Raw genomic sequence first — 11,580 nt, 5'->3', positions numbered from 1 at the left:
GAACTCCTTGCGGGTCAGCTCGACCTCCGCGCCGTCCACGCTGACCCGACGGGTGCGCACGTCGACCTCGACGCCGCGGACCCGGCGCTGCTCCGGGGCCGTGGCGCGACCCTCGGATCGACGGGCGACGGCGCGGATGCGGGCGACCAGCTCGCGCAGGCCGAAGGGCTTGACCAGGTAGTCGTCGGCGCCGAGCTCCAGGCCGCGCACCCGATCGGCCAGCGCGTCGCGGGCGCTGAGAAACAGCACCGGCGTCTGGCGGCCCGAGGCGGTCTCGCGCAGGCGCCGCAGCACGTTCCAGCCGTCCATGCCGGGCAGCATGACGTCGAGCACGATCAGCGCGTAGGCCTGCTCGGTGGCCAGGTGCAGACCGGTGTGGCCATCGCGCGCCACGTCCACCACGAAGCCGGCCTCGCCCAGGCCCTGCTTGAGGTAGTCGCCCGCACGGGGCTCGTCTTCCACCACCAGGATGCGCAATGGTTTCTCCTTGCTCCGAGGACGCCCAACATGCCGCAAACGCGCCCGGTGGTGGATGACAAAGCTGTCATCGACCGGTCAGCGTCCGGGCAGCGCCCGCTTTCTACAGTGAGCGCATGAACACACGACACCTCTCCCTCCTGGGCCAGACGGCACTGCTGGCCCTGCTGGCCGGCAGCGCACACAGCGCGAGTCCGGCCCTGGATCTGCCCACGGCCGAACGCCTGGCCAGCACCGCCCGCGCCCGCTGCGCGGCCCTCGGCAAGGACATTGCCGTGGCGGTGGTGGACGCCGGCGGGCAAGCCCTGCTGCAAAGCCGCGGCGCCAGCGTGGGACCGCACAACCTGGAAGCGGCCCGGCGCAAGGCCTTCACCTCGCTGTCCACCCGCCAGCCCACGCTGCAGCTGGGCCGCCAGGCCCGCAGCCAGCCAGACACCGCCGGCCTGCAGTACCTGCCCGAATTGCTGCTGCTCGGCGGCGGCCAGCCGCTGCGGCAGGACGACAGGGTGATCGGCGCCATCGGCGTGGCCGGCGGCGGCGGTCCGGAAAACGACGACGCCTGCGCCCTGGCCGCGGCGCGAAGCCTTCAACCCTGAGCCTCTTCGCGGCTCGCCATTTCTTCAACCTGGAGTCACACCATGCGTCTGCATCTTGCTGCCCCTCTTGTGATGTCTGCCTCTCTGCTGGCCACCGCACCGGCGGTGCTCGCCGCTGGCAACGCACCGGCCACCAATCCCCTGAGCGTGCATGTGCTCGATCTGCGGACCGGCCAGCCCAGTCCTGGCGTACGGGTGGAACTGGAGCAGCGCCTGCCCTCGGGCTGGCAGCCGCTGGGCAGCGCCGTCACCGACGAGCAGGGGCGCATCCGTGCCCTGGTGCCCGATGCAAAGCTCGCCAGCTGGGGCGCCGGCGAATACCGCGTGATCTTCCGCACCGGGGAGTTCTATGCGCGCCAGAACCAGACCACCTTCTTCCCCGAAATCCCGGTGGTCTTCCGGGTGGACAGCGCCCGCCAGCACTACCACGTGCCGTTGCTGCTCAGCCCCTTCGGCTTCTCGACCTACCGCGGCAACTGAGGCCTTCAGGCGGCCGGGTTCTCCACCAGCAGGGCGATGCCTTGGCCGCCGCCCACGCAGGCCGAGGCCACGCTGGCCTTGCCCGAGAGGCGCAACTGGCGCGGGCGGTGGCCTTCCAAACAGGGGGAGAGGCTCCGCCAAGGCCCGGAGTCTCAGCGGCCTCCACTGTGCGGCCCTCGACGCGAGGAAGGGCTTCATGAAGCCGCGCCCATTGCGGTAGCGTTCCCCCCACTCATCCAGAGGGGGGGAGTCCATGAAGAATCATCTGCGCGGGTGGCTCGCGCTGGGAGCGATGGCCGCCTGTGTCTCCACGAGCGCGGGCTGCCGCCGCGGCGAACCGGCGCCAGCACCCGAGAAGCCCGTCACCGTCGCACCACCCACACCACCCAAACCGCTGCGCGTGGCGCTGACCGGTTCCTATGTGCCGCTGCACTTCCCGCGCGCGGGACAGATGGAGGGCTTCGAGGCGGACCTCGCACAGTTGATCGGCCAGCGGCTCGGGCGGCCGGTGGAGTTCGTCAACCCGCGCACCATGTCCCTGGACAGCGTGAGCGCCCTCGCCCAGGGCAAGGTGGACCTGGGGCTCAACTCCATCTCTCCCACCGAGAGCCGGCGGCAGCAGGTCGACTTCACGCAACCCTACGTGATGATCTCCTACCGCTTCGCCGGGGCGGAGTCCTGCGATGAGCTGGTGCCGGATGACGCCGCGGCGCTCGCCGGGATGACGGGGCGGGTGGCGGTCCCCAAAGGCCCCGCGCTCGAGGCCGCGCAACGCGTCCTGCCCCAGGCGACGCTCATTCCCACGGCCTCGCCCAAGCTGGCGGTGGCGGCGGTCCAGGCGGACGAGGCCGACTGCGCCCTCGATGAGGACGTGGGCCTCCTGCAGGCCCTCCAGGGCACCTCCCTGCGCATCGTCGGGGTCGAGGTGGATCAATCCCCGCTGGCCATTGCCGTCCCCAAGGGACAGGCCGCCACCTACGACGCGATGTTGCGCGACCTCCAGCCCCAGCTCGCCGAGCTGATGTTCAAATGGCAGCCGGGCCAGATGAAGGCGCCCATCCCCGGACTGGCGGAGTCCGAGAATCTCGGCGTGCTGTGCAACGTCCAGGCTCAAGAGGTGGAGCTGCGCGCGGCCCCCGAGTGGTCCGCGCCGGTCCGCGAATCCTGGCCCTGCGGGACGGTGGTGGAAGTCCTGCGGGAGAGCGAGAGCCGCACGCCGGCCCGACAGGACGACGGCGAGCTCTTTGGCGGCCTGTGGTACCAGGTGCGAATCGCCGCCCATGGCAAGCGCGGGTGGGCCTACAGCCACGATCTCTTCAAATGGCTCCGCGCGGACGATGCGGACTTCCCGACGACCACGGAGATCGACCGGGCGCTGATGGGCCGCAAGGTGGCGGGCCGGTATGTCTTCGGGCTCGCGGTCGACCAGTACTCGCCGAGCAGCGAGGACGATGGCCCCGAGATGGATGAGGACCTCGCCCTGCCCTTCCTCTACATGAAGGGCGCTCCGTTCGTCGCGCCGCTCCACCTTCCCGCCCGCCACGACACCCAGTGGGCCCACCTCCCCGATTCCGCCCGGTGGATGTACCTGGTGCTCAACTCCGCGGGGGGCTCGAGCAGTCCCAAGTCCATCTCCTCCAGTCCCATGGGGTTGGTCAGCTACAAGATCCACATGAAGGTGGGCATCGGCTACCAGGAGGGTGGAGCCAGGGCGACGCTCACCGGGGAATTCGCCGAGAACACGCCCCAGGTGAGCCTGACTTCCATTTCCAGAGACGAGTGAACACGAGGTCCCCGCCATGGATGACATCTCCACCCACTTCAACCCGATGGCTCCCGATCAGATCCGCGATCCGTATCCGCTCTATGCGCGGATGCGGCGGGAGCGGCCCGTCTTCCACAGTCCCATGTTCGACCTGTGGGTCGTCAGCCGTTACGCGGACATCGCCGAGGTGGAGCGGGACACCGCGCGCTTCTCCTCGGTGGGAGCGCTCGATGCCAGGGCCGAGCCGCACCCCGAGGTGCGCGCCGTGCTCGCGCAGGCGTATCCCCGGTTCCTCTCCCTCGTGCAGAGCGATCCCCCGGACCACGCCCGCGTCCGTGCCGTGTTCGGCAGGGCCTTGAGCGCCCAGCGCATCGCGGCGATGGAGCCCACCATCCGAGCAACGGCGGACGCGCTCATCGACGGCTTCATCCGCGACGGCAAGACGGACCTCATCCAACGGTTCGCCTACGCGCTGCCGGGCTTCATCATCTGTGACCTGCTCGGGGTGCCGCGCTCCGACATGGAGCAGCTCAAGCGCTGGTCCGATGACAAGACGCTGCTGATGTCGGCGACCGCGCCCCTCGAGCAGCAGGTCCAGAGCGCGCACGGCTTCATCGCGATGGAGCGCTACTTCCGGGAGCGGATCCACGAGCGGCGGAGCCAGCCGCGCGAGGATCTGCTGACGCTGCTCGTGCCGCAGTCGTTGGGCGGCACCGCGCCGCTGAGCGAGCAGGAGGCGGTGTGCAACGCCATGGACCTGTTCGCCGCCGGCCACGAGACGACGACCGGACTCATCGGCAACGGCCTGTGGCTGCTGCTCAATGCTCCGGAGCAATGGAAGGCCGTGCGGGAGGACCCCGGCCTCCTGCCCAACGCCCTGGAGGAGGTGCTGCGCATGGAGTCCCCCATCCGCGGCTTCTTCCGGACGGTGATGGCCGACACCGAGCTGAGTGGAGTCACCCTCCCGAAGGGCTCTCGGGCGTTCATCCTGTACGCGTCCGGCAACCGCGACGAGACCCAGTTCACCGAGCCGGACCGCTTCGACATCCGCCGCACCGAGGCGAGGAAGCACCTGGCGTTCGGCAAGGGCATCCACTTCTGCGTGGGTGCCCCGCTGGCGAAGCTGGAAGGGCGGATCGCCTTCGAGCAGTTGCTGCGGCGGCTGCACGGCCTGCGGCTGCGGACGGACGAAGCCCCGGTGTTCCGGCCCTACTTCATGCTGCGCGGCTTCGAGCACCTGCCCATCGCCTGGGACGTCTGACTCACCCAGCCCGGCAGATATAGGTGGCGCTGGAGCTGACGGCCGACTCGGTTCCCGCGCTGTCGCTCACCTTGAACTGCTGCCGGACCTGCTTGGTGGGCATCCCCGCCACGGGCTCCTCGCAGATGAGCTTCCTCGTCCAAAAGCTGCTCTGTTGCCAGCCCGAGGGAACTCCGTCGGTCTCCAGCTGCCAGTAGGGAGTCAGGGTGCCGTCTCCACCGCTGGCACTGCCAACGCACTGCGTGAACGGCGAGGGCGTGCCGCAGGAGACGGACGCAATGGGGACGCAGGCCTCGCTGACGGAGTAGGAGAACGACCTCGCGCCGTCGGCGCACACGGTGCTGTTGTTCTGGCTGTCGATGACCATCGCGTAGGCACGCACTTCCAGGAGATGCGTGCCACAGGCGATGTCCCCCGCGCTGAAGTACCAGGTCCCGGAGGTGCCGGTACGCGTCTCATAGCTGCGCAGGCGCCCATCGACGTAGTACTCCATCCGCACCGCGTTGGCGGAAGAGGACACGGTCCAATTTCCGCTCGCGGCCATCACCCCCTCGTACGTGCTCGCGCCCTGGAGGCTCAGCGAGGTGACGCTCAACCCGGCACAGAGCGCCCCCTCCATGCGCGCCACGTGCTCGGCGTCCGCTGGCGGCCCGGCCTCCAGGGGACCTCCACAGCCCACCAGCAGCCACAAACCAGAGCAACCAAGGGAAAGAGTTCGGCGAAGCGTCTCGGACATGATCAGCCTTCCATGAAAGGAGTTGGGTTGAAGCGTCAGCATTGGAAAGGAGGGAGATGCACTCACGGAGAGCACATGCCGCCGTCCTGACAGGCGCCGGTGGGATCGCAGCACGAGCCATCCGAGCACGTGCCATTGGGACACCCGCACCAGGCGCACATACAGCCACCGGTGGCGGCACCACCGCACTTCCCCTCACAGCTATCCCTGGGGCACAGCTCGGGCAGGAGCAGCCCGGACAGCAGAAGGCGGAGAGGGGAGTGCATCAAATCCCTGGGCACCGGTGTTCCTCCACGTCAGAATCAGCAAAACGGTAAAAATGCGTTATAGCCATAAAACGAGGAAAATGAAATAGAGCACGCGACACCTCGTGCGCCCGACGTGCCCGGGGGCAGCAGGCTCTGGAGACAACTCGGCTTTTCAAGGTAAAGGATGAATTTCCAATGAGGCTTGATTCGGTTCGCATGCGGGTCCTGGGCTGGGTACTCGGGCCGTTGCTGATGGCGGCGTGTGGCGGCAACTCCGGCATTGGATTGAGCGCGGAGGAGGAAACGCTCGGCACCGTCCAGGCGGCGCTCTGCGATGACTCGAGCGTCACCCACCTGACCCTTTCGGGCATCAGCACGTACCAGGGCGATACGGCGGGCAGTGGAAGCTGGCAGGTGACCTACCCCGCCAACGCGGTGCGGCTGGAGTACTACATTGATGGGGTCTTGCAGTCTTCCGAGGAGCGCCCCGGAACAACCGGCACCTGGTACTTCAGCAAGGGAGGCGTTGCCTGCGGTTGGCGCACCTTCCAGGTGAAGACCTATCCCATGGTCATCGACAGTGGTGGCAACCGCACCACGTGCTGGAGCAACCCCTCCCAATCAATCACCCAGCCCGTCATCGAGCCCTGCCCCACCACCGAGGCGGGCTACAAACACACGGTGGCGCTGAAGCGGGACGGCACCGTCTGGGCCTGGGGCGAGAACATCCACGGCCAGCTGGGGGATGGAACGACCACCCAGCGCCTGACGCCGGCGCAGGTGACCGGCATCGGCGAGGTGGTTGGCATTGCCGCTGGCTTCAATCACACGGTGGCGGTGAAACGGGATGGCACCGTCTGGTCCTGGGGTGAGAATGCCTACGGTCAGCACGGAGATGGCACGACGGCCAACAGGCTGACGCCGGTGCAGGTCGCGGGGCTCAGCAACGTGAAGGCCGTGGCCGCTGGCTTCGGTTACACCGTGGCGCTGAAGCATGACGGCACCGTCTGGTCCCTGGGCTACAACGAGAGTGGCCAGCTCGGAGACGGCTCGCTCAGCCACAGCTCGGTGCCGGTGCAGGCGGAAGGCCTTGGCAACATCAGGGCCATCGACGTCCGGATCGCCCACACGCTGGCGCTGAGGCAGGACGGTACCGTCTGGGCCTGGGGCGAGAACGGCGACGGCCAGCTCGGGGATGGAACGACCCTCCACCGCTCGACGCCGGTGCAGGCGGCCTCTATCAACAACGTCGTCTCCATGGCCGCCGGCGCCTGGTTCACGGTGGTGCTGAAGCAGGACGGTACGGTCTGGGCATGGGGCCGCAACTGGCAGGGTCAGCTCGGGGATGGAACGACCAGTACCCGCTTGAGGCCCGTTCAGGCCGTGGGCCTGAGCAATGTCATCGCCGTCAGCGCCGGCAGCCCTCACACGGTGGCGCTGAAGCAGGATGGGACCGTCTGGACCTGGGGCCAGAACACCTATGGCCAGCTCGGGGACGGCACGCAGACCGACCGTTGGTCGCCGGTCCAGGTGGCCGGGCTCAATGGTGTGACCGCCATCGACGCGGGGGCCTGGCACACGCTCGCGGTGAAGCAGGATGGAACAGCCCGGGCCTGGGGTTCCAATTTCTATACCCAGCTTGGGGATGGAACGCAGACCGACCGCCTGACGCCGGTCCAGGTGGTGGGCCTTTCCCTGTTGTGACGCCGAGTCCCCTCACGCCGGGTACGACCCGGTGTGTCGGCGCTGACGCAACAGGACGGGCGCGGTAGCATCCGCCCCGGTGCGCCCCCCCGTCCCAGGAGAAGAAGCGCCGTGGCCGAGCCGCTGAAGGGAAACGTATTGCTGGTGGACGACGATCCCGCCGTGGCCAAGGTGCTCGGTGCGCTGCTGGGCCAGGCGGGACTCACCGTGCATACGGCGTCCAATGGCCAGGAGGCGCTCACCCTGCTGGGCCGCAAGCCCATCGACGTGGTGGTGAGCGACGTGCGCATGCCCGGCATGAGCGGCATGGAGCTGCTGGCCGAGGTGGGGCGCTCCTGGCCGGACGTCCCCGTCATCCTCCTCACCGCGCACGGCACCGTGCCGCTGGCCGTGGAGGCCATGAAGGCCGGCGCGGCGGACTTCGCCCTCAAGCCCTTCGACCGGGAGGAAATCCTCTTCAGCATCCGCAAGGCGCTGCTGCATGCCCAGCAGCAGGAGGGGGCGCGCCCGATGGCCAGGGAGGCCAGCGCCTTCATCGGTGGCAGCACCGCCATGGCCGAGGTGCAGGCCATGTTGACGCGGGCCGCCTCGGGCACGGCCACGGTGCTGCTGCGCGGCGAGTCCGGCACCGGCAAGGAGCTGGCGGCCAAGGCGGTGCACGACGCCAGCCCCCGGCGCGGCGGGCCCTTCGTGAAGCTGCACTGCGCGGCCCTGCCGGACACGCTGCTGGAGAGCGAGCTGTTCGGCTACGAGAAGGGCGCCTTCACCGGCGCGGCCACCCGCAAGCCCGGCCGCGTGGAGCTGGCCAACGGCGGCACCCTCTTCCTGGATGAGATTGGCGACATCACCCCGCAGGTGCAGGTGAAGCTGCTGCGGCTGCTGCAGGAGCGCGAGTTCGAGCGGCTCGGCGGCACGCAGACGCTGAAGGTGGACGTGCGCTTCGTGGCGGCCACGCACCGCAACCTCGAGGAGATGGTGCGCAAGGGCGAGTTCCGCGAGGACCTCTTCTACCGGCTCAACGTGGTGCCGGTGTGGCTGCCCCCGCTGCGCGCCCGGCCCGAGGACATCGAGCCGCTCGTGCGCCACTTCCTCGACGTGCACGCGAAGGCCAACGGCCGGCCGCCCTTCACGCTGACGCCGGACGGGCTCGAGGCCCTGCGCGCCCAGCCGTGGCCCGGCAACGTGCGCCAGCTGCAGAACTTCATCGAGCGCCTGGTGGTGCTCTCCGATGGCCCCATCCTCACCGGGGACGAGGTGCGGCGCGAGGTGGCACGGCAGCCGGGCATCGTCCCCGTGGCTCCGGCCCCCACGCCCACGAGCCCCCTCCCGATCGCCCCGGCCATGCCCGCGCCGGGTGGCACCGGGAACGAGGGACGCACCCTGGAGTCACAGCGCAAGGAGATGGAGCGGCAGGCGCTGGTGGACGCGCTCAACCGGGCCGGGGACAACCGCACGCTGGCGGCGCGCCTGCTCGGCATCAGCCGGCGCACCCTCTACAACAAGCTCGAGGAGCACGGGCTGGTGTAAGGGTTTCCCACCGCCGGAACGTCATCCCCATCCACCGGTGCAACGCCGTCCTGTTCCAGGGTGGGCACGACGAGCCGTAGCGCGCCGGGGCCTACCGGCGCGCGGCCAGCCGGCGCATGAAGACGGGGGCGACGAGGAAGATGAGCAGGAGCCGCCCCACCTGCACGGCGACCACCAGGGACAGGGTGGCGTGGGTCCCCAGGGCGATGGCGAGCACCGAGTCGGCCCCCCCGGGCGAGGTGGCGAAGTAGGTGGTGAGCAGATCCACCCCGCCCACGGAGGACCAGAGCCAGGCGAGCAGCAGGCACCCGCCCACCATGGCCAGCGCGGCCCCGAGGGCGCCGAGGGCCACGCGCTTGAGCTCGTGCACGGCCGCCGCATCGAAGTGGCTGCCCACGCGCGCCCCGAGCGCCCACAGCGACACGAGCAGCACGCCCGGAGGCCACGCGCCCACCGGAATGCCCAGGAGCGTGAAGGGAATGCCCAGCAGGAGCGGCCCGAGGAAGCCTCCCGCGGGCAGCTTCAGCCACGTCCCCGCCGCTCCGCCGACGATGGCGACGAAGGCCGTGGTGCCCCACGCCACCAGGGGAGCGGGAGCGCCGGGCAGCGCCGCGACGGTGGCCACCTGCGAGTCCGGCACACTGCCCGACCACCGGCCCACCGCCGCCGCCACGACGATGACCACGCCCAGGCGCAGGTACTGGAAGAGCGTCACCAGGCGCGAGTCGGCGCCGAGCTCCTCGCTCAGGGCCACCATGGCCGAGGCGCCTCCCGGCATCAGCCCGAGGGTGGCGGTGCGGACATCCACGCCGCCGAGCCGGGCGAAGGCGAGCGCCACGGCCTGGCCGATGGCCACCACGCCCACCACGTTGACGAGCGCGACGAGCCAGTTCTCCGCGAGCGCGCTCCACGCGGAGGGCTTGAAGGAGGAGCAGAGGGCGGCGCCCAGCACGGCCTGAGAGGCCAGCAGCAGCGGCCGGGGCACGGGGACGTGGACGGACAGGGAGAGCGCGGCCACGAGCGACACCAGCATGCCACCGAGGAGCGCCCCGGCGGGTACATGGGACCACTCGCCCAGGGCGGCGCCCAGCAGCGTCGCCACCGTCACCGCCCACACGCGCGAGTCCTTCGCCATGAGGACGTCTCCCTACCCCAACCCCACCGGGATGGGCATAGTCTGGGCGGCGCATGAGTATGGATGAGCATGTCTTGGAGAAGCTCGGCTGGGGGCCCCCCTTCCAGGAGGCCTGGCGCTCCCGCGCGGGTGAAGGCGAGGAGCCGGCGCGCATCGGCGCCGACTACGGCGTGGAGTACGTGCTCTTCTCGGCGCGCGGGGACATGCGGGCCACCATCCCGGGGCGGCTGCGCATGTCCATCCGCAAGGGACAGTCCGTGCGCCCGGTCGTGGGCGACTGGGTCTCCTTCGAGCCGCGCAGCCAGGAAGGCACCACCGTCATCCAGGCGGTGCTGCCCCGGCGCACCCAGCTCGCCCGCAAGGCGGCCGGCCGGGCGGAGGAAGAGCAGGTGGTGGCCGCCAACGTGGACGTGGTCTTCCTCGTCTCCGCGCTGACGCGGGACCTGAACCCGCGGCGGCTCGAGCGCTACCTGGCGGTGGCCTGGGACAGCGGGGCCCAGCCCGTGCTGGTGCTCACCAAGTCGGACCTGTGCGAGGACGTGGTGGCGGCCCGCGAGCGCATCGCCGCCCTGGCTCCGGACGTTCCGCTGCACACCCTCAGCAGCCTCACCGGCGAGGGGATCGACGCGCTCTGGAAGTACATCGGCGGCAACCGGACGGTGGCGCTCATCGGCTCGTCCGGCGTGGGCAAGTCCACCCTCATCAACCGGCTGGTGGGCGCCGCGCGCATGGAGGTGGGCGCGGTGCGCGAGGACGACAAGGGCCGCCACACCACCACCCACCGCGAGCTGTTCGTCCTGCCGCAGGGTGGCCTCGTCATCGACACGCCGGGCATGCGCGAGCTCGGGCTGATGGAGAACGAGGAAGGCCTGCGCACCGCCTTCACGGACATCGAGGAGTTGGCGGCCGGGTGCCGCTTCAGCAACTGCCGCCACGAGAAGGAGCCGGGGTGCGCCGTCCGCGAGGCGCTCCGGAGCGGACAGCTCGCCCCGGAGCGCCTGGAGAACTTCCGCAAGCTCGTCCAGGAGGCCACGCGCCCCTTCAACGACTCCCAGAGGAAGCGCGGCCGGTGAGTGTCACCGCTCCGGGTGGTGCTCATCCATCGCCCGGTCCTCGAGGGCGCTGGGCATATGACGCCTGGGAGTGGAGCACCTCGGTGGCCAGACTCAGGGCAGCCCGGGCCTGCACCACCAGCAGCGAGGCCAGCACCACGAGCACCACGAGGAGGAAGGGTCCTCGCTGTCTCTCGGGGAGCTGATGAAGACCACTGTGGAAGAACAGCCAGGCGAACAGCAGCGAAAAGCCGAATGAGCCTCCCGCGAGTGCCGTGAGGAAACGTTCGGGGGGTGCGGCTTGGACGACGAGCGCTCCAGCGACGATGAGGGCCACCGCGCTGGTCCTCGTCCTGCGGGATGCGAGAACCTTCACGAGCTGCGTATAGGAATGGGCGGGCATGGAGTTCTCCTTTGCGTCGGCGAGGAAATCGGGACGTGTCCGCGCGCACCCATGCCCGGGCTCCGGCTCGTGGGAAGAGCGAAGCGGGAGAGGTGGCACCTCGGGCGGGAGCCCGACGGACACAACGGCCTGATGGGACGATAGGGTGGGAGGGCTGGCGGCCACTCCGCCGCGGACTCAGCGGCAGCGCGGCGGA

The 11,580-nt window shown here is 69.8% G+C and carries 11 protein-coding genes; 7 read left to right on the top strand and 4 right to left on the bottom strand.

Going from position 1 to position 11,580, the window contains the following annotated elements:
* Positions 1–477 (bottom strand): response regulator (locus AC16DP_RS04605; RefSeq protein ID WP_483956636.1); only part of this gene is annotated, 477 nt, incomplete at its 3' end.
* Positions 478–593: 116 nt separating this feature from the next.
* Here AC16DP_RS04605 and AC16DP_RS04600 point away from each other — a divergent pair.
* The 4 genes from AC16DP_RS04600 to AC16DP_RS04585 all read left to right on the top strand — a co-directional run bounded on the left by AC16DP_RS04600 (position 594) and on the right by AC16DP_RS04585 (position 4,579).
* Positions 594–1,073, top strand: a complete 480-nt coding sequence (locus AC16DP_RS04600) for a heme-binding protein (RefSeq protein WP_329730235.1) — start codon at positions 594–596, stop codon at positions 1,071–1,073.
* Positions 1,074–1,115: 42 nt separating this feature from the next.
* Positions 1,116–1,553 carry a hydroxyisourate hydrolase gene (gene uraH / locus AC16DP_RS04595; protein WP_329730236.1) on the top strand — a complete coding sequence of 146 codons (438 nt, stop codon included), beginning with the start codon at positions 1,116–1,118 and terminating at the stop codon, positions 1,551–1,553.
* 253 nt (positions 1,554–1,806) lie between these two features.
* On the top strand, positions 1,807–3,336 hold the full coding sequence (locus AC16DP_RS04590; RefSeq protein ID WP_329730237.1) for a transporter substrate-binding domain-containing protein: 1,530 nt from the start codon (positions 1,807–1,809) through the stop codon (positions 3,334–3,336).
* 16 nt (positions 3,337–3,352) lie between these two features.
* Entirely contained in the window at positions 3,353–4,579 is a 1,227-nt protein-coding gene (locus tag AC16DP_RS04585) for a cytochrome P450 (RefSeq protein WP_329730238.1), read from the top strand.
* A 1-nt stretch (position 4,580) separates the two neighbouring features.
* On the opposite strand, the gene AC16DP_RS04580 is transcribed toward AC16DP_RS04585, so the two are convergent.
* The gene (locus AC16DP_RS04580) at positions 4,581–5,315 is read right to left on the bottom strand and encodes a hypothetical protein (RefSeq protein ID WP_329730239.1); all 735 of its coding nucleotides are present in this window, start codon (positions 5,313–5,315) and stop codon (positions 4,581–4,583) included.
* 443 nt (positions 5,316–5,758) lie between these two features.
* Here AC16DP_RS04580 and AC16DP_RS04575 point away from each other — a divergent pair, with 443 nt between their 5' ends.
* Entirely contained in the window at positions 5,759–7,267 is a 1,509-nt protein-coding gene (locus AC16DP_RS04575; RefSeq protein ID WP_329730240.1) for an RCC1 domain-containing protein, read from the top strand.
* Positions 7,268–7,378: 111 nt separating this feature from the next.
* Positions 7,379–8,794 (top strand): sigma-54-dependent transcriptional regulator, encoded by a 1,416-nt coding sequence (locus tag AC16DP_RS04570; RefSeq protein WP_329730241.1) that lies wholly within the window; start codon positions 7,379–7,381, stop codon positions 8,792–8,794.
* Positions 8,795–8,885: 91 nt separating this feature from the next.
* On the opposite strand, the gene AC16DP_RS04565 is transcribed toward AC16DP_RS04570, so the two are convergent.
* A complete protein-coding gene (locus AC16DP_RS04565; protein ID WP_329730242.1) occupies positions 8,886–9,929 on the bottom strand; it encodes an AbrB family transcriptional regulator in 1,044 nt (347 codons plus the stop codon).
* Between the two features lie 74 nt (positions 9,930–10,003).
* Between AC16DP_RS04565 and rsgA the strand changes: the two genes are divergently transcribed.
* Positions 10,004–11,002 carry a ribosome small subunit-dependent GTPase A gene (gene rsgA / locus AC16DP_RS04560; protein WP_329730243.1) on the top strand — a complete coding sequence of 333 codons (999 nt, stop codon included), beginning with the start codon at positions 10,004–10,006 and terminating at the stop codon, positions 11,000–11,002.
* Between the two features lie 22 nt (positions 11,003–11,024).
* On the opposite strand, the gene AC16DP_RS04555 is transcribed toward rsgA, so the two are convergent.
* Complete coding sequence (locus tag AC16DP_RS04555; RefSeq protein ID WP_329730244.1) at positions 11,025–11,384, bottom strand: hypothetical protein; 360 nt, start codon at positions 11,382–11,384, stop codon at positions 11,025–11,027.
* Positions 11,385–11,580 lie beyond the last annotated feature (196 nt).

This window comes from Archangium sp., assembly GCF_057119385.1.
The sequence above is the reverse complement of the archived record's forward strand: the minus strand, read 5'-3'. Positions and strand labels throughout refer to the sequence as shown.